Raw genomic sequence first — 16,686 nt, forward strand, 5'->3', positions numbered from 1 at the left:
GGCGGCAAAAATCTGCGCGCCGCCGGCGAATTACGGCTCTTTATTCAACATCAAATCCAACTGCTGCAGCAGCACCAACAGCGGCAGACTGCTCGGCTCACGCTCCTTCAACGCCTCCTCGAAGTAAGGCGTGATGGCAAAACGCGTCGGCAGCGGCGCTTCGGCGTCCAACAGCGCATACATGCGCGGCAGAAACACCCACTGCAGCCAAGCCTCGGCCGACATGCTGTCGATGCAGAACGGCTCGGTGCTGGAGAAAGCCTCAGGCTCGGGCGGCGCGGCCTGCCACAAGGCCAAATCGCGCATGGATTGTTCAATCGCCTGCAAACTGCGGCGAACCTGATTATGTATACTCATCTGCATTCCCGATCTCTTTTCATCATGATATTCAGCTCGCTGGCTGAAAGGCGGCAAAGCATAGCATTTTTATAGCCCAAATTTGGCGCGCCCGAGACCGGCTGCCGTTTTTATCTGGTGGCGTGCGCCGCCGCGCTGCACAATAGGCCCACCGAATTCACCACACAGATAAAGATTCATGTCCGTAATAACAGAGAAAAAAAATCACGCGACGCCCGGTAAGGCCATGCTGGCCTCGGTCACCGGTTACGCCATGGACGGGTTTGACCTGCTGATCCTCGGCTTTATGCTGCCGGCCATCAGCATCGAATTAGGATTAACCTCATCGGCCGCCGGTTCGCTGGTCACCTGGACGCTGATCGGCGCAGTGCTGGGCGGCGTGATCTTCGGCCATCTCAGCGATCGCTTCGGCCGCATCCGGGTGCTGACTATCACCATCCTGATGTTTTCCCTGTTCACCGGCCTGTGCGCCGTGGCGCAAGGCTATTGGGATCTACTCGCCTATCGCACGCTGGCGGGCATCGGGCTGGGCGGCGAGTTCGGCATCGGCATGGCGCTGATCGCCGAAGCCTGGCCGGCGGAGAAACGCAACCGCGCTTCGGCCTACGTCGGCATGGGCTGGCAGTTGGGGGTGCTGGCGGCCGCTTTCCTGACGCCGCTGCTGCTGGAACATATCGGCTGGCGCGGCATGTTCCTGGTCGGCCTGCTGCCGGCGCTGGCGTCATTCCTGATCCGCCGCACGCTGGGCGAACCGGAGGAATTCGTGCGGCAGAAAGACGCCGGGCAGCCGCTCTCCTTCCTTCAGCGTTTGCGCCTGCTGTTTAAGGATCGCGCCACCAGCAAGGCCAGCATCGGCATCTTCATTCTCTGTTCGGTGCAGAACTTCGGCTACTACGGGCTGATGATCTGGATGCCGACTTATCTGGCGAAAAACTTCGGCTTCTCGCTCACCAAGTCCGGCCTGTGGACGGCGGTGACGGTGGTCGGCATGACGTTCGGCATCTGGCTGTTCGGCGTCCTGGCCGACCGCTTCGCCCGCTGGAAGATTTTCGTGCTGTATCAGGTCGGCGCGGTGGTGATGGTGATCGGCTACGCCCAGTTGAGCGATCCGATGCTGATGCTGTTCGCCGGCGCAGTGATGGGCATGTTCGTCAACGGCATGATCGGCGGTTACGGCGCGTTGATTTCCGATACCTACCCGGTGCAAGCACGCGCCACCGCGCAAAACATCCTGTTCAATCTGGGACGCGGCGTCGGCGGCCTGGGGCCATTGGTGATCGGCGCGCTGGTGACGCAGGTATCGTTTACCGCCGCCATCAGCCTGTTGGCGGCGATTTACCTGCTGGATATCTACGCCACGCTGTTCCTGCTGCCGAAAAAACAGGGCGCAGGCGATACGCTGGGCGCGATTGGTTAACGCGGAAGAAGGATTGAGACGGGGCGCACGCGCGGCGGAATAGAACAAAAAGTTGGGGGCACTGCGTTAACAGTGCCCCCGGTTCGTTTTATAGCCATCCCGCTACACAGCATGCTCCCTGCTCAATCCTTGAAAACTTTTCCTGCGGCCATCCTGACCAAGTGGTCCTTGCATCATCCTGCAGCATCGTCCTGACGCGGTTCCTCAGCCTTCCTGACCCGCCGACAGTCCTGCGCCGGCTCTCAATCTCCGTCCTGGAGGTGTCCTTGGTTTCAATCCTGAAACATCCTGGGCATCTCCTGACGCCATCCCTCGCTCTTGCCTGAGCGCTTCCCTTTCTTCTTCCTGAAGCTGCATCATCCTGATGCTTTCCTGCTCCGCCGGGTCCGTGCCGGTAATGATAAGATCGCTCAAATTTCCCGGAATCACAAGGGTTTGAGAGGTGTCTCACACTAAATTAAGACTAAGAGTTATCCTAAAGAAATTCTAACCAATTGATCTGGATAACAATAATCTCATGGTCCAAAGAGAGGTGAAAAAAATTAAGAGCGATCTCTCACAGCCCGTGTGAGAGATCTCTTACACGACCGACGGCGAATCCGCCGCGCTTCAGTCCAGCACTGGGCGCAGCGCATCGAGGAAATTCCCCAGCGTCGCCGCCAACAAGGTGCGCTTATCACTGCCGAATTGCTCCAGCACCACGTTGCCGCTGACGTTGCACAGCGACACCATCGTCATCTCGGATTCGGTGGTCGCCAGGAAGAGAGTCGGTGACAATTTGAGGCGCTTTTGCGTCACCAGATGGCCGATCAGATTCTCCTGCAGGCGGATGAAATCCTCTTCGCTCCATACCTGCAGCAGGCTCAGGCGATGCTCCCCAAATTGCGCGCTCATGTCACCGGCGTATTGCTGCGTGTAGAAACGGTGCGCATCCGGCTGCAAACGCAGCTCCAGCGCGGCCTCGACCTTCTCCAGCGTCGCCGCCGGTTCGAAAGGCTGCGGCAACCACAGCACGTCGTCCTCGCGATTCTCCACGATGCAGGGCGACGGCACGCCGTACAGCGCCTCGCTGGCCGGCGCGTGGCCGCGCTCTTGCTGCCACAACTCGACATAGCGTTGAGTGAATTCACGCAGAGCGTGCGATACATCATGGTCCATATTCTTTCTCGCATACGTTAAACTGACGGCCATTGTACCTATCTCTGACCGAGGTGACAGCAGATGTCCTCATATCAAGACCACCAGGCCCTGTCAGGGCTGACGCTGGGCAAACCCACCGCCTATCGCGATCGCTACGACGCCACGCTGCTGCAGGCGGTGCCGCGCAGCATGAACCGCGAGCCGCTGGGGCTGTATCCCGACAACCTGCCCTTCCACGGCGCGGACATCTGGACGCTGTACGAACTCTCCTGGCTGAACGCCAACGGGCTGCCGCAGGTGGCGGTGGGCGAGATCAGCCTCAACGCCGACAGCCTGAACCTGATCGAATCGAAAAGCTTCAAGCTGTATCTCAACAGCTTCAACCAAACGCCGTTCGCCGATTGGGAAACGGTGCGCAGCACGCTGCAACGCGATCTGTCCGCCTGCGCCCAAGGCGAGGTGAGCGTCACCCTGTTCAGCGTCGACCAACTGGAAGGCAGCCCGATCGCTCGTCTGGCCGGCGACTGCATCGACCAGCAGGATATTCGCATCGACAATTATGAGTTCAACGCCGACTACCTGCAGAACGCCGCCGGTGAAGAGGTAGTGGAAGAGCAATTGGTCAGCCACCTGCTGAAGTCCAACTGCCTGATCACCCATCAGCCGGACTGGGGCTCGGTGCAGATAAGCTACCGCGGCGGCAAGATCGATCGCGAAGCGCTGCTGCGCTATCTGGTTTCCTTCCGCCACCACAACGAATTCCACGAGCAATGCGTCGAGCGCATCTTCAACGATCTGATGCGCTATTGCCGGCCGCAAAGCCTGACGGTTTACGCCCGCTATACCCGCCGCGGCGGACTGGATATCAACCCGTGGCGCAGCAACGTCGCATTCGCTCCCGAGCACGGCCGCCTGGCGCGCCAATAAGTGCGAAACATTGCTCAACAACTGAGCTAACGAGCGGTTTGTGTTGGTAAAAGCGCAGGGACGGCGGTAAGGTTAAAACGAGGCTGCGGCCGGGCAGAGCGCCCGCTTCGCCGCAGCACGCCAACCATAACGAGATGCTGTTTTGCTGCGTATGGATTACTACCGCCCCGCACCGGGTGCAAAGGAGTTACCTTGATTACACACATCAGCCCGCTTGGCTCTATGGATTTATTGTCGCAGCTGGAAGTAGACATGCTGAAGCGCACCGCCAGCAGCGACCTGTACCGCCTGTTTCGCAACTGTTCGCTGGCCGTGTTGAACTCCGGCAGCCAAACCGACAACAGCAAACAGCTGCTGTCGCGCTATGAAACCTTCGATATCAACGTGCTGCGCCGCGAGCGTGGCGTGAAGCTGGAGCTGGTCAATCCACCGGAAGAGGCGTTCGTCGACGGCCGCATCATCCGTTCACTGCAGGCCAACCTGTTCGCCGTGTTGCGCGACATTCTGTTCGTGCACGGCCAAATCGCCAGCGCCGGCCGTTTCCAACACCTGAACCTGGAAAACTCGGCCCACATCACCAACCTGGTGTTCTCGATCCTGCGCAATGCGCGCACGCTGCATCTGGATGAGGATCCCAACATGGTGGTGTGCTGGGGCGGGCACTCGATCAACGAGAACGAATACCTGTACGCGCGCAAGGTCGGCAGCCAGCTGGGCCTGCGCGAGCTGAACATCTGCACCGGCTGCGGGCCGGGCGCCATGGAAGCGCCGATGAAAGGCGCGGCGGTCGGTCACGCGCAGCAGCGTTACCGCAACAGCCGCTTCATCGGCATGACCGAGCCGTCAATCATCGCCGCCGAGCCGCCTAACCCGCTGGTGAACGAGCTGGTGATCATGCCGGACATCGAAAAACGTCTGGAAGCGTTCGTGCGTATCGCGCACGGCATCATCATCTTCCCGGGCGGCGTCGGCACCGCCGAAGAGCTGCTGTACCTGCTGGGTATCCTGATGAATCCGGAGAACAGCGAGCAGGTGCTGCCGCTGATCCTGACCGGGCCAAAAGAGAGCGCCGATTACTTCCGAGTGCTGGACGAGTTCATCATGAACACGCTGGGCGACGCCGCGCGCCGTCACTACACCATCATCATCGACGATCCGGCGGAAGTGGCCCGGCAGATGAAAAAAGCCATGCCGCTGGTGAAGGAAAACCGCCGCAACACCGGCGACGCCTACAGTTTCAACTGGTCGATCCGCATCGCGCCGGATCTGCAGCTGCCGTTCGAGCCGACCCACGAGAACATGGCGAACCTCAATCTGTATCCGAACCAGCCGCCGGAGCAATTGGCCGCCGCGCTGCGCCGCGCCTTCTCCGGCATCGTGGCCGGCAACGTGAAGGAAAACGGCATCCACGCCATTGAGCAGTTCGGCCCATACAAGCTGCACGGCGAACCGCAGATGATGAAGCAGATGGACAGCCTGCTGCAGGGCTTTGTCGCCCAGCACCGCATGAAGCTGCCGGGCAGCGCCTATGTGCCCTGCTACGAAATCGTCGCCTGACCCTCAATCCCGGGCGGCGTAACGGCCGCCCTGTTTTTTCTGACCTTGCCGCCCATGATGATACACCTACTGATTGTCGACGCCCTGAACCTCATCCGCCGCATTCACGCCGTACAGGGCTCCCCTTGCGTCAACGCCTGTCGCCACGCGCTGCAGCAGTTGCTTCAGCACAGCCGCCCGACCCACGCGGTGGCGGTATTTGACGAGGACGACCGCAGCGAAAGCTGGCGCCACCAAATTCTGCCGGACTACAAGGCCGGGCGCTCGCCGATGCCGGAAAACCTGCAACAGGAGATGCCGCAGCTGCGTGAGGCCTTCGCCGAACTGGGCGTCGCCAGCTGGCATTCGCCCGGCAACGAGGCCGACGATCTGGCGGCCACGCTGGCGGCGAAGATCGCCGGCGGCGGCCACCAGGTGACCATCGTCTCCACCGACAAAGGCTATTGCCAACTGCTGGCGCCGAACGTACAGATCCGCGATTACTTCCAGAAACGCTGGTTGGATATGCCTTTCGTGCAGCAGGAATTCGGCGTGCTGCCGCAGCAACTGCCGGACTACTGGGGGTTAGCGGGGATCGGCAGCAGCAAGATCCCCGGCGTGGCCGGCATCGGGCCGAAAACCGCCGTGCTGCTGTTGCAGCAGTCGGGCAGTCTGGACGGGATCTATCAGCACCTGGAGCAGGTGCCGGAGAAATGGCGCGGCAAGCTGGAGCAGCACCGCGAGCTGGCCTACGTCAGCAAACAAGTCGCCACGCTGCGCACCGATCTGTCGCTGGACGGCAACCTGCAGCAGCTGCGCCTGCCGATACAATAAGGGCGCTGCAAGCAGCGCCCTTTATCAGGTTTAACGCGATTAATCGCGCTCGTCGCGGCGGCCCGGCACCGCCGACCACATGCGGCGCACGTGTACGGTGATCTCTTCGCGGTCGTGATACAGCTGCTTGGCATGCACTTCAACGCTGATGCCGGCAGCGCCCAGCGCTTCGCGGATGCTCATCAGGTTTTGCGACACTTCCTCATAGCGCTTTTTCATCGGCAGTTTGAGGTTAAAGATCGCTTCGCGGCACCAGCCTTTCACCAGCCACTGAATCATCAGGCTGGTCACCTTCGCCGGTTTCTCCACCATGTCGCACACCAGCCAGTAGATCTTGCTGCTGTTCGGCTCGAACTTGAAGCCGTCGGCGCGGTGGTGCGTCACCTGGCCGGTTTCCATCAGGCTCGGCGCCATCGGGCCGTTATCCACCGAATGCACCATCATGCTGCGCTTCACCAGCTGATAGGTCCAGCCGCCCGGGCAGGCCCCCAGATCGACCGCATGCATGCCGCTGGCCAGGCGCTCGTCCCACTCGTCGGCGGGGATGAACACATGGAACGCTTCTTCCAGTTTCAGCGTCGAACGGCTCGGCGCATCGGCCGGGAAGCGCAGACGCGGAATACCCATGTAGAACGGCGAGTTGTTGTTGCTGTAGGAGTAACCGACATAGCAGCAGCCCGGCGCGATGAAGAACACGTGCACCACCGGGCGAGTCGGGTTCTCGCGCGCCATCAGCACCTTCTGCTCACGCATCGCGGCGCGCAGCGGCACCGTCAGCTTGCGGCAGAATTTCATCAGCTCTTTGCTTTCGTTGGTGTCCGGCACTTCCACCCGCAGCTCGCCGCCGCGATCAACCACGCCGATCAGCATGCCGACGATCGGCGATACCCGATCTTCCGGCGGCAGATCGCGCAGCAGCTCACCCACCACGATCATTTGGCGGGCGAAAATCAGTTCGCGGAACGGAATCTCCCGCGCCAGGCGGTCGGCATCGTCCGGCTGATAGCATTCGAACAACACGTAACCGCTGTGCTCTTTTACCCGCGCAAAGCCGTAAATCTCCAGCTGGGCGGCTTTATCGGTGATCTCCGCCGCACACTCTTTTTCGAAGCCGGGACGGCAGTACAACGCAATCTTATTCATGGCGCTCGGCCTTTTTCCTCAGACGCAAAGCGCCAATCAACATCAATATCCAGCCGATCAAGAAGCACACGCCGCCAACCGGCGTGATATATACCCAGACCTTCAGGTGCGACAGCGCCAGACAATAGAGGCTGCCGCTGAACAACACGGTGCCGAACGCCAACAGCGCTCCGCTCCAGTAAAACCACAGGCTCACGCGGCGCTGCATCGCGACCGCCAGCGCCAGGATGGCCAGGGTGTGGAACCCCTGATACTCCAGCCCGGTGCGGATCCAGGCCATTTCGTTGGCGCCCAGCGTGCCGCTTAACACATGCGCGCCGAATGCGCCCAGCGCGACAAACACAAAGCCGCTGATAGCGGCGAAAACCAGCATGGAACGGCTGCTCATCGTGATCTATCCCATTAAAAATCACCGACCGCGGCAAGGCGGCGGCCGGCCTTATTGTTCGTAGCGGAAGCGGAACTTCTCTTGTTCGCTGGCGGCGCGCGCCAGGATCCACTGCCGGAAGGCGGCTATTTTACCCAGTTCTGCCTGGCTGTCATGACATACCAGATAAAAAGCATTTTTACTGACCAACACATCATTGAACGGGCACACCAGACGACCGGCTTCAATCTCGGTTTGCGCCATCACGTTGTTCACCAGCGCCACGCCCTGACCGTGCACCGCCGCCTGCACCACCATGGCGCTGTGGCTGAAGATTGGCCCCTGCTGCACGTTGATGTGCTGCAACCCCAGCTGGCGCGTATAGGCCAGCCAGTCGCGACGTGAAACGTCATGCAGCAGCGTATGATAAGCCAGATCGTCTGCAGTTTTCAGCGGATGATCGCCGGTCAGCAGGCTCGGCGAACAAACCGGCAGCAAATATTCCGCATACAGGCGCTCGGCGCGCAGCCCCGGCCAATTGCCGCGGCCATAGAAAATCGCCACGTCGACGTCGTCCGCCAGCTTGTCCTCTTCACGGTCCACCGCCTGGATGCGCACGTCGATGCCCGGATAAGCTGAGTTAAAGCCGGACAGACGCGGCACCAGCCACTGAATGGCGAAGCTCGGCGGCAAACTGACGGTCAATGCCCCCTTGGCGCTGCGCGCCTGCAGCTTGCGCGTCGCCTCGTTGATCGAAGAGAAGATCTCCTTGATATCAAGGTAGTAACTTTGCCCCTCTTCGGTCAGCAGCAACGAGCGATTGCGCCGGCGAAACAGCTTCAGCCCGAGGAAGTCCTCCAGCGACTTGATCTGGTGGCTCACCGCGGCCTGAGTCACGAACAGCTCTTCCGCCGCCTTGGTGAAACTCAGGTGGCGAGCGGCCGCATCGAACACGCGCAGCGCATTGAGGGGAGGTAAGCGTTTAGACATTAAATTAGCTACTTTTGTGTAACATTAATCCGAATGATTCGGCGCCGAAAATCGAGCGGCTTTGTGTGGCAAGCCATGGACAAACGCTAACGGCGCATTGCCATTAGTTTTTTTAATCCGAGCCATTATAATTTGTCCGTTGAGGATGCGCCAGCAAATACCTATAGTGGCGGCACTTCCCGGGCCGGAACGAAAAGGGAGTGGGTGTCGAGGACGCCGATGAACTTTTGGCTTGTGGTTGTGATGTTGTGTTTGCAAATTGTCCGGCGATTCCGGACATGGTAGCTAGGCTACTGTTTTTTCACTTCCTGTACATTTACCCTGTCTGTCCATAGTGATTTTATGCAGCACCGCAAAACTTGCGGTGCTTTTTTTTTTGCCTGACGGTTACTGGTTGCTTTCAACCATCTCTTTCACATCGGCGCGGTTGATCTGCTGTTCGACGCCGTTGGCGTCTTTATAGCTGATCATGCCGGTATCGTTATCCACTTTAGGCTTGCCGTCAGCGACAATGGTGCGTCCGTCATTGGTATGCATCACGTAGTTGCTGGAACAGGCGGCCAGGGTGAACGTAAGCATCAGGGCAGAGAGAACTGCGGCTGTTTTCTTCATTGAGGACTCCTTTTTAGTTTTAAATGCTGATAAATACCTTTTATGTGTATATATGCGATTAATAAGCGCACGTTTAATAGCATAACAAACTTTCCCAATTTTTCCAGGCGATAAGTCCTAATCGGCGCGAACGCTTGTCTCCGGCGGAAAAATAGGACAGGATCACCCATCGACTCAAGCCAGTGACAATCAGGGTATGACGCCTTTTAACCCCAGCCTTTTTCGCCAACAGTTTCCCGCGCTCGCGCAGGACGGCATCTATCTGGACAGCGCCGCCACCGCGTTGAAGCCGCAGGCGGTGATCGACGCCACGCAGCAGTTTTATCGCGACGACGCCGCCACCGTGCACCGCAGCCAGCATCGGGCGGCGCAGGATCTGACCGCTCGTTTCGAGCAGGCGCGCGGCCAGGTCGCGCAACTGATCCATGCGCCGTCGGCCGACGACATCGTCTGGACGCGCGGCACCACCGAGGCGATCAACCTGGTGGCGCAGAGTTATCTGCGTCCGCGTCTGCAGCCGGGGGATGAAATTCTGGTGAGCGAAGCGGAGCACCACGCCAACCTGATCCCCTGGCTGATGGTGGCGGATCAAACCGGCGCGCGGGTAGTGAAACTGCCGATCGGCGCCGACCGGCTGCCGGACCTGGCGCAGCTGCCCGCCCTGCTCAACGATAGAACCCGCCTGTTGGCGCTGGGGCAAATGTCCAATGTCACCGGCGGCTGCCCGGATCTGGCGCCGGCGATCGCGCTGGCCCATGCCGCCGGCGCGCGCGTGATGATCGACGGCGCACAGGGCGTGGTTCACGATCCGGCCGACGTACAGCGGCTCGATATCGATTTCTACGCCTTCTCCGGCCACAAACTGTATGGCCCGACCGGCATCGGCGCGCTGTACGGCAAATCCGAGCTGCTGGCGCAGATGGCGCCGTGGCAAGGAGGGGGAAAGATGTTGACCCAGGCGTCGTTCGACGGTTTTATCCCGCAAAAACCGCCGCACTGCTTCGAAGCCGGCACGCCAAACATCGCCGGCGTGCTGGGGTTGGCCGCCGCGCTCACTTGGCTTCGCGAACAGGACATGGCGGCGGCGGAGCGCTACAGTCGCGAGCTGGCTGACCGGGCGGAACAGCGGTTGGCGCAGCTGCCGGGCTTTCGCAGCTTCCGCAGTTCCGGTTCCAGCCTGCTGGCGTTCGATATCGCCGGCGTACACCACAGCGACATCGTCACGCTGCTGGCGGAGCAAGGCATTGCGCTGCGTGCCGGCCAGCACTGCGCGCAGCCGCTGATGGCGGCGTTAGGCGTCAGCGGCACGTTGCGCGCGTCGTTCGCCCCCTACAATACTCAACAGGACGTCGATACGCTGGTCAGCGCGTTGACCCACGCCCTCGACCTGCTGGCCGACTGACTTGATTCCCGGAGACGCTATGCTCGCCCCCCATCCTTTTGGCCGAGAGATCACCGCCGAAGCGTTGATCGCCACCTTCAGCGCGCTGAAACAGTGGGAAGACCGCTACCGCCAACTGATTATGCTCGCAAAACGGCTGCCGCCGCTGCCGGAGGCCTTGCGCAGTGAAGAAATGGCGTTGAGCGGGTGTGAAAACCGCGTCTGGCTGGGGCACCAGTTGCTGGAAGACGGCACGCTGCACTTTTATGGCGACAGCGAAGGCCGTATCGTGCGTGGCCTGTTGGCGGTGCTGCTGACCGAAGTGGAAGGGAAAACGCCGCAGCAGATCGCCGAGTTGGATCCGCTGGCGCTGTTCGACCGCCTGGCGCTGCGCGCTCAGCTGAGCGCCACTCGCGCCAGCGGGCTGGCGGCGTTGGCCGCCGCCGTGCAGGCGATCGCCGCCCGTTACGCCTGACGCGCCGCCTTCGCCACCATCTTTTTCAGCGCATGCGACACGGCGACGAAGCCAAAGGTGGCGGTGACCATGGTCGCCGCGCCGAAACCTGCGCTGCAATCCATTCTTTTCGGCCCTTCCGCCGTACTGCGCGAAGCGCATACCGAACCGTCCGGCTGCGGATAAACCAGCGGCTCGCTGGAAAAGACGCAGTCGATGCCCAGCTTGCCCTTGCCGTTTTTCACCACGTTAAAATCGTGCTTCAGCCGCTCGCGCAGCTTGGCGGCCAGCGGATCCTGAATGGTTTTCGCCAGATCGGCCACTTCGATTTTGGTCGGATCTATCTGCCCGCCGGCGCCGCCGGTGGTCACCACCGGGATCTTGAAGCGGCGGCAGTATGACAGCAGCGCCGCTTTCGGCCGCACGCTGTCGATCGCGTCGATGACGTAGCTGAAGTTATGGTCCAGCAGCTCGGCGACGTTGTCCGGGGTAATGAAATCGTCAATGCAGGTCACCCGGCATTCCGGGTTGATCGCCAGGATACGCTCCGCCATTACCTCGGTTTTCGATTGCCCGACGTGCTGGCGCAGCGCGTGGATCTGACGGTTGGTATTGGTGACGCAAACATCATCCATGTCGATCAGAGTGATGGCGCCGATGCCGGTGCGCGCCAGCGCCTCAGCCGCCCAGGAACCCACGCCGCCGATGCCGATCACGCAGACGTGCGCCTGCGCGAACACCGCCAGCGCCTGCTGGCCGTATAACCGCGCCGTGCCGCCGAAACGCTGCAGATAGGCTTCCGAATAAGCTGTGCTCATAACGCTTTAATTACCTTCGTAATGCAAATGATAAGGGCCGGAAAATCCGGCCCCTGCGGGTCAATCTTTTCACGCCGTGCGCGTTTAGCGGGTGACCAGCAACGAACCGCCGCCGTTTGACTGATTGGCGCTGAACAGCTGGCCGCCGCCGTTGTTCTTCAGCACCCAGACGCGGCCATAGTGGTTGTAGTAGCCCGCCGAGTGGCCGGCTTCCGGCCCGATGCCCTGATACATGTCAAAATGCTGGCCCTTGATGGCGCCGCCCACGTCGAGCGCGACCATCAGACGCATCTCGTATTTTCCCGTGAATTTACCCTTGTTGTCCAGCAGCGGCACTTCGGCCAGCAGCGTGGTGCCTGCCGGGATCAGTGAACGGTCGGAGGCCACCGACGCTTTGGCGATCAGCGGCACCGCGCTGGCGCCTTTCACCGGCGCAAAAGCTTCCGGGCGGAAGAACACGAACGACGGGTTCTGCTCCAGCAGCTCGCGCACCTCTGCGGCGCTGTGGGTATCCGCCCACTGACGGATCGCCTGCATCGACATGTCCGCCTTGGCCACTTCACCGCGATCGATCAGCACTTTGCCGATGCTGCGGTAGGCGTGGCCGTTCTTGCCGCCGTAGCCGAAGAACACCAGCGGCTGACCGTTACCGTAGTCGACGTAGCCGCTGCCCTGGACTTCCATCATGAAGTTGTCCATCAGCGAGTTGGTGTAAGCGATGATATAGCGATCGTCGAGCGCGCCGGAATAAATGCCCGCGCGATCCGGCAAGCGGCCCCTGCCCTTCGGCGGCATGCGGTACAGCGGATAACGGAACTCGCCCTGTTGGGTATAACGCGCCTGCACCACCGGCGTGTAGTAGCCGGTAAACTGCACGTTGCCGTAATTGTCGACGCCTTCCATCTGGTAAGCGCTGAGGCCGTACTGGCTCAGCATGCGCGTGTCGGCGCCGGACGCCATCCAGTTTTGCACCGCCTGATAGGTGCTGTTGTTGCGGTTAAACAGCGAAGGCGACGCGTACTTGATCTCCATCAGCTGATCCGAATAATCCTTGGCGTTGACCGGCGAACCTTTGGCGTTGGGCTGATTGACCAGCTCCAGCGATTGATCCAGACGGCCGTCCTTATATTGCTGACCCCGATCGGTCGGCTTGGACGAACAGCCCGCCAATACCGCCACCATCAACCCGCCCAGCAGGTATTTGCCCCAACGTCCTTTCATCGCGCACACTCTCAAACTGATATGATCTACCGGCTGAACGATAACAAACGCTCATTGATAAAGGAATCGCTGCAAATAAAAAAAGCCGCACGGAGGATGGTGATGAAAAAGAAGGCAAATTGCGGGCAAATTCAGCAGAAAAACGGGTTTAGGCCAATAAAATGCAAAAAGGGTTTGCAACAAAACGCATGGAGAGTATAGTGCGCATCCATCGGACGCGGGGTGGAGCAGCCTGGTAGCTCGTCGGGCTCATAACCCGAAGGTCGTCGGTTCAAATCCGGCCCCCGCAACCAACCGATGCCGCAGTGGCGGTATTTTGCGTTTGGGTTCGATAACAAAGTATTACACGGACGCGGGGTGGAGCAGCCTGGTAGCTCGTCGGGCTCATAACCCGAAGGTCGTCGGTTCAAATCCGGCCCCCGCAACCAACCGAATGCCGTACCAGCGGCATAACATGAACGGTGGTTTCGTCGTAATACCGCATCAAGACGGACGCGGGGTGGAGCAGCCTGGTAGCTCGTCGGGCTCATAACCCGAAGGTCGTCGGTTCAAATCCGGCCCCCGCAACCAACTCTTGATGACAACAGATAAGCACCCTGACGGGTGTTTTTTTGTATCTGCAATCCGCAAAAACAGCCGGACTTGCGCCCGGCCCTGCCGCTATCGGCTCGCTAACGCGCCGCCGTTGGCGAAATAAGCCTTGATGCCCGCCAGAATCGACTCCGCCACCTGCTGCTGGAAATGGCTGGTGCGCAGCTTGCGCTCCTCTTCGATATTGCTGATAAACGCCGTTTCCACCAGGATCGACGGGATATCCGGCGCCTTCAACACCGCAAAACCGGCCTGATCGACGCGATTCTTGTGCAACCGGTTGATTTTACCCATCCGGTTCAGCACTTCCTTGCCGAACTTCAGGCTATCGTTGATGGTTGCGGTCTGGATCAAATCGAACATGGTGTGGTCGAGATAGCGATCGCCGCTCTTGCTGACGCCACCGATTTGGTCCGAGGCGTTCTGCGTCTGCGCCAGGAACTTGGCCGCCGAGCTGGTGGCGCCTTTGGTGGACAACGCGAACACCGATGACCCGCGCGCGGCGCGGCTGGTGAAGGCGTCGGCGTGAATCGAAACGAACAAATCGGCGCGTTGCTTGCGCGCCTTGGCGACGCGCACCTTGAGCGGGATAAACACGTCTTCATTGCGCGTCATGAACACCTTCATGTTCGGCTCGCGCTTGATCATGGCGCTCAGCTTGCGGGCAATCTGCAGCACGATGTCTTTCTCGCGCGTCTTATACTTGCCGATCGCACCGGGATCTTCGCCCCCGTGGCCAGGATCCAGCATGATGACGATCGGCCGATCGCGCCCCGCCTTGCCGGCCTGCGGCGCTTCGGGCGGCAGCGTGCGCTCCAGATCGCCTTTGTTGTAATCTTCCAGTAACGCCAGTAGCGGATCATACTCCTCGCCGCCGCTGCCGCCTTTGGTCGGGTAGAGATCCATCACCAGACGGTTGCGATACTCCGGCACCGGCGCCAGCGAGAACATGTGCGGGCTGACGCTTTGCTTGAGCTCCAGCACCAGCCGCACGGTATTCTGATCGAACTGGCCGACGCGCGCCTGCTTGAGATAAGGATCGTCGGCGCGCACCTGCCCGGCGATGCCTTTCAGCACGCTGTTGAGATGCACGCCTTCGATATCCACCACCACGCGATCGGGATTGGTCAGGGCGAACTGCTTGTATTTCAGTTCGACGTTGGATTCCAGCGTGACGCGGGTATAAGTGGAGGACGGCCAGACGCGCACGGCAATCACGTGCGATGACGCGGCGAAGCCCGTGCGACTCACACTCAGCAACCAGCTGGCGGCAACGCCCTGTAATAAACGACGGCGGCCCAGATTGTGATTAGCGTTTGGCATGCGGCTCCGGCAGTAATAACTGTTTACAACAGATGAAAAAAACACCAATGACTTGGGAATGCCGAAAACTTTAACCAATCATTCCAGCCCTGTCATCAGAAAATCTTTTTATGGTTTTTCAATTTATTAACGATTTAGCGCCCTTAGCTCGCTCTTCATGACGATTTCCCACTTGCCATTGGCGCAATAAAAGAATAAAAATACAAAAATATCGTATAAATATGCAAAGAGGTTTGCCCGTGAAGGAACGTAGTACAGAGCTGGTGCAAGGATTCCGTCACTCCGTCCCCTATATCAACGCACACCGCGGCAAGACGTTTGTCATCATGCTCGGTGGGGAAGCCATCGAACACGAGAATTTTTCCAACATCGTCAATGATATCGGGCTGCTGCATAGCCTGGGCATTCGCCTGGTGGTGGTTTACGGCGCACGGCCGCAGATCGACGCCAATCTGGCGCAGCACAACTATGAACCGATCTACCACAAGCATACGCGCGTGACCGACGCCCATACGCTTGAGTTGGTCAAGCAGGCGGCCGGTTTATTGCAGCTGGACATCACCGCCCGGCTGTCGATGAGCCTCAACAACACGCCGCTGCAGGGCGCACACATTAACGTGGTCAGCGGCAACTTCATCATCGCGCAGCCACTGGGCGTCGATGACGGCATCGACTACTGCCACAGCGGCCGCATTCGCCGCATCGATGAAGAAGCGATCCATCGTCAGCTCGACAGCAACGCCATCGTGCTGATCGGCCCGGTCGCCGTCTCGGTGACCGGCGAGAGCTTCAACCTGACCTCGGAGGAAGTCGCGACTCAGCTGGCGATCAAACTGAAAGCGGAAAAAATGATCGGTTTCTGCTCCTCGCAGGGCGTGACCGACGCGGAAGGCAACATCCTTTCCGAGCTGTTCCCCAACGACGCGCAAAAGCGTCTTGAAGAGCTGGAGGAAGGCGGTGATTACCATTCCGGCACCGTGCGCTTCCTGCGCGGCGCGGTGAAAGGCTGCCGCAGCGGCGTGCGCCGCAGCCACCTAATCAGCTATCAGGAGGACGGCGCGCTGGTGCAAGAGCTGTTCTCACGCGACGGCATTGGCACCCAAATCGTGATGGAAAGCGCCGAACAGGTGCGCCGGGCGACGATCAACGACATCGGCGGTATTCTGGAACTCATTCGGCCGCTCGAACAGCAGGGTATTCTGGTGCGCCGTTCGCGTGAACAGCTGGAAATGGAGATCGACAAGTTCACCATTATCGAACGCGACAACCTGACCATCGCCTGTGCGGCGCTGTACCCGTTCCCGGAGGAAAAAATCGGTGAGATGGCCTGCGTGGCGGTGCATCCCGATTACCGCAGCTCTTCGCGCGGCGAGATGCTGCTGCAGCGGGTGGAAAATCAGGCGCGGCAGATGGGATTGAAGAAGCTGTTCGTGCTGACCACCCGCAGCATCCACTGGTTTCAGGAGCGTGGTTTCACCCCGGCGGAGGTCGACGTGCTGCCGATGCAGAAACAGGCGTTGTACAACTACCAACGCCGCTCCAAAATTCTGCTGGCGGATCTGTAATCCCTGTGGG

At 60.0% G+C, this 16,686-nt stretch carries 16 protein-coding genes and 3 tRNA genes; 10 read left to right on the top strand and 9 right to left on the bottom strand.

Translation table 11 applies throughout. From position 1 onward, the window contains the following. Nucleotides 1–30: 30 nt before the first annotated feature. Nucleotides 31–357 carry a YqcC family protein gene (locus ACSBQS_RS21660; RefSeq protein ID WP_033644943.1) on the bottom strand — a complete coding sequence of 109 codons (327 nt, stop codon included), beginning with the start codon at nucleotides 355–357 and terminating at the stop codon, nucleotides 31–33. Between the two features lie 178 nt (nucleotides 358–535). Between ACSBQS_RS21660 and ACSBQS_RS21665 the strand changes: the two genes are divergently transcribed. Beyond that, entirely contained in the window at nucleotides 536–1,774 is a 1,239-nt protein-coding gene (locus ACSBQS_RS21665; RefSeq protein ID WP_033644867.1) for an MFS transporter, read from the top strand. Between the two features lie 609 nt (nucleotides 1,775–2,383). On the opposite strand, the gene syd is transcribed toward ACSBQS_RS21665, so the two are convergent. Continuing rightward, nucleotides 2,384–2,932 (bottom strand): SecY-interacting protein, encoded by a 549-nt coding sequence (gene syd / locus ACSBQS_RS21670; RefSeq protein ID WP_033644866.1) that lies wholly within the window; start codon nucleotides 2,930–2,932, stop codon nucleotides 2,384–2,386. Between the two features lie 63 nt (nucleotides 2,933–2,995). On the opposite strand from syd, the gene queF reads away from it, so the two are divergent. The 3 genes from queF (at nucleotide 2,996) to xni (ending at nucleotide 6,211) form a co-directional block, all read left to right on the top strand. Beyond that, nucleotides 2,996–3,841 carry an NADPH-dependent 7-cyano-7-deazaguanine reductase QueF gene (gene queF / locus ACSBQS_RS21675; RefSeq protein ID WP_197666782.1) on the top strand — a complete coding sequence of 282 codons (846 nt, stop codon included), beginning with the start codon at nucleotides 2,996–2,998 and terminating at the stop codon, nucleotides 3,839–3,841. A gap of 192 nt (nucleotides 3,842–4,033) precedes the next feature. Next, the gene (ppnN, locus tag ACSBQS_RS21680; RefSeq protein ID WP_019455737.1) at nucleotides 4,034–5,398 is read left to right on the top strand and encodes a nucleotide 5'-monophosphate nucleosidase PpnN; all 1,365 of its coding nucleotides are present in this window, start codon (nucleotides 4,034–4,036) and stop codon (nucleotides 5,396–5,398) included. Nucleotides 5,399–5,452: 54 nt separating this feature from the next. Beyond that, nucleotides 5,453–6,211, top strand: coding sequence for a flap endonuclease Xni (xni, locus tag ACSBQS_RS21685; RefSeq protein ID WP_197823128.1), 759 nt, complete (start codon nucleotides 5,453–5,455; stop codon nucleotides 6,209–6,211). A gap of 39 nt (nucleotides 6,212–6,250) precedes the next feature. Here xni and rlmM read toward each other — a convergent pair whose 3' ends face one another. From rlmM to ACSBQS_RS21705, 4 genes are all read right to left on the bottom strand, one after another. Continuing rightward, nucleotides 6,251–7,354, bottom strand: coding sequence for a 23S rRNA (cytidine(2498)-2'-O)-methyltransferase RlmM (gene rlmM / locus ACSBQS_RS21690; protein WP_019455735.1), 1,104 nt, complete (start codon nucleotides 7,352–7,354; stop codon nucleotides 6,251–6,253). Continuing rightward, nucleotides 7,347–7,742 carry a DUF423 domain-containing protein gene (locus ACSBQS_RS21695; RefSeq protein ID WP_004931896.1) on the bottom strand — a complete coding sequence of 132 codons (396 nt, stop codon included), beginning with the start codon at nucleotides 7,740–7,742 and terminating at the stop codon, nucleotides 7,347–7,349. The genes rlmM and ACSBQS_RS21695 overlap by 8 nt, the downstream gene beginning before the upstream one ends. Nucleotides 7,743–7,793: 51 nt before the next feature. Then, entirely contained in the window at nucleotides 7,794–8,711 is a 918-nt protein-coding gene (locus ACSBQS_RS21700) for a transcriptional regulator GcvA (RefSeq protein WP_004931894.1), read from the bottom strand. 387 nt (nucleotides 8,712–9,098) lie between these two features. Continuing rightward, a complete protein-coding gene (locus tag ACSBQS_RS21705) occupies nucleotides 9,099–9,323 on the bottom strand; it encodes a YgdI/YgdR family lipoprotein (protein ID WP_025304050.1) in 225 nt (74 codons plus the stop codon). Between the two features lie 196 nt (nucleotides 9,324–9,519). On the opposite strand from ACSBQS_RS21705, the gene csdA reads away from it, so the two are divergent. Together csdA and csdE are read left to right on the top strand one after the other, a co-directional pair. After that, nucleotides 9,520–10,725, top strand: a complete 1,206-nt coding sequence (csdA, locus tag ACSBQS_RS21710) for a cysteine desulfurase CsdA (protein ID WP_042785270.1) — start codon at nucleotides 9,520–9,522, stop codon at nucleotides 10,723–10,725. Nucleotides 10,726–10,744: 19 nt separating this feature from the next. After that, nucleotides 10,745–11,179, top strand: a complete 435-nt coding sequence (gene csdE, locus ACSBQS_RS21715) for a cysteine desulfurase sulfur acceptor subunit CsdE (protein ID WP_033652490.1) — start codon at nucleotides 10,745–10,747, stop codon at nucleotides 11,177–11,179. Here the strand turns inward: csdE and tcdA are convergent. Both tcdA and mltA read right to left on the bottom strand, forming a co-directional pair. Then, a complete protein-coding gene (gene tcdA / locus ACSBQS_RS21720; RefSeq protein ID WP_004931886.1) occupies nucleotides 11,170–11,976 on the bottom strand; it encodes a tRNA cyclic N6-threonylcarbamoyladenosine(37) synthase TcdA in 807 nt (268 codons plus the stop codon). The genes csdE and tcdA overlap by 10 nt on opposite strands. 84 nt (nucleotides 11,977–12,060) lie before the next feature. Further along, nucleotides 12,061–13,197, bottom strand: a complete 1,137-nt coding sequence (mltA, locus tag ACSBQS_RS21725; protein WP_033644860.1) for a murein transglycosylase A — start codon at nucleotides 13,195–13,197, stop codon at nucleotides 12,061–12,063. Nucleotides 13,198–13,413: 216 nt separating this feature from the next. Here mltA and ACSBQS_RS21730 point away from each other — a divergent pair. The 3 genes from ACSBQS_RS21730 to ACSBQS_RS21740 all read left to right on the top strand — a co-directional run bounded on the left by ACSBQS_RS21730 (nucleotide 13,414) and on the right by ACSBQS_RS21740 (nucleotide 13,767). Next, nucleotides 13,414–13,490 (top strand) — tRNA-Met (locus ACSBQS_RS21730). 58 nt (nucleotides 13,491–13,548) lie between these two features. Further along, nucleotides 13,549–13,625 (top strand) — tRNA-Met (locus tag ACSBQS_RS21735). 65 nt (nucleotides 13,626–13,690) lie between these two features. After that, nucleotides 13,691–13,767: transfer RNA gene (locus ACSBQS_RS21740), tRNA-Met, on the top strand. 90 nt (nucleotides 13,768–13,857) lie between these two features. On the opposite strand, the gene amiC is transcribed toward ACSBQS_RS21740, so the two are convergent. Then, a complete protein-coding gene (gene amiC, locus ACSBQS_RS21745) occupies nucleotides 13,858–15,111 on the bottom strand; it encodes an N-acetylmuramoyl-L-alanine amidase AmiC (RefSeq protein WP_033644859.1) in 1,254 nt (417 codons plus the stop codon). A gap of 239 nt (nucleotides 15,112–15,350) precedes the next feature. On the opposite strand from amiC, the gene argA reads away from it, so the two are divergent. Then, a complete protein-coding gene (argA, locus tag ACSBQS_RS21750) occupies nucleotides 15,351–16,676 on the top strand; it encodes an amino-acid N-acetyltransferase (protein WP_015378910.1) in 1,326 nt (441 codons plus the stop codon). Nucleotides 16,677–16,686 lie beyond the last annotated feature (10 nt).

The sequence above is a fragment of the Serratia sp. H402Y genome, from assembly GCF_051172415.1.
GTDB classification, from domain to species: Bacteria; Pseudomonadota; Gammaproteobacteria; order Enterobacterales; family Enterobacteriaceae; genus Serratia; species Serratia ureilytica.

Bases quoted from the DNA above. Each gene is read 5' to 3' on its own strand.
- ACSBQS_RS21660 (WP_033644943.1), bottom strand. From the start codon at position 357: ATGAGTATACATAATCAGGTTCGCCGCAGTTTGCAGGCGATTGAACAA.
- ACSBQS_RS21665 (WP_033644867.1), top strand. From the start codon at position 536: ATGTCCGTAATAACAGAGAAAAAAAATCACGCGACGCCCGGTAAGGCC.
- syd (WP_033644866.1), bottom strand. From the start codon at position 2,932: ATGGACCATGATGTATCGCACGCTCTGCGTGAATTCACTCAACGCTAT.
- queF (WP_197666782.1), top strand. From the start codon at position 2,996: ATGTCCTCATATCAAGACCACCAGGCCCTGTCAGGGCTGACGCTGGGC.
- xni (WP_197823128.1), top strand. From the start codon at position 5,453: ATGATGATACACCTACTGATTGTCGACGCCCTGAACCTCATCCGCCGC.
- rlmM (WP_019455735.1), bottom strand. From the start codon at position 7,354: ATGAATAAGATTGCGTTGTACTGCCGTCCCGGCTTCGAAAAAGAGTGT.
- ACSBQS_RS21695 (WP_004931896.1), bottom strand. From the start codon at position 7,742: ATGAGCAGCCGTTCCATGCTGGTTTTCGCCGCTATCAGCGGCTTTGTG.
- ACSBQS_RS21700 (WP_004931894.1), bottom strand. From the start codon at position 8,711: ATGTCTAAACGCTTACCTCCCCTCAATGCGCTGCGCGTGTTCGATGCG.
- ACSBQS_RS21705 (WP_025304050.1), bottom strand. From the start codon at position 9,323: ATGAAGAAAACAGCCGCAGTTCTCTCTGCCCTGATGCTTACGTTCACC.
- csdA (WP_042785270.1), top strand. From the start codon at position 9,520: ATGACGCCTTTTAACCCCAGCCTTTTTCGCCAACAGTTTCCCGCGCTC.
- csdE (WP_033652490.1), top strand. From the start codon at position 10,745: ATGCTCGCCCCCCATCCTTTTGGCCGAGAGATCACCGCCGAAGCGTTG.
- tcdA (WP_004931886.1), bottom strand. From the start codon at position 11,976: ATGAGCACAGCTTATTCGGAAGCCTATCTGCAGCGTTTCGGCGGCACG.
- mltA (WP_033644860.1), bottom strand. From the start codon at position 13,197: ATGAAAGGACGTTGGGGCAAATACCTGCTGGGCGGGTTGATGGTGGCG.
- amiC (WP_033644859.1), bottom strand. From the start codon at position 15,111: ATGCCAAACGCTAATCACAATCTGGGCCGCCGTCGTTTATTACAGGGC.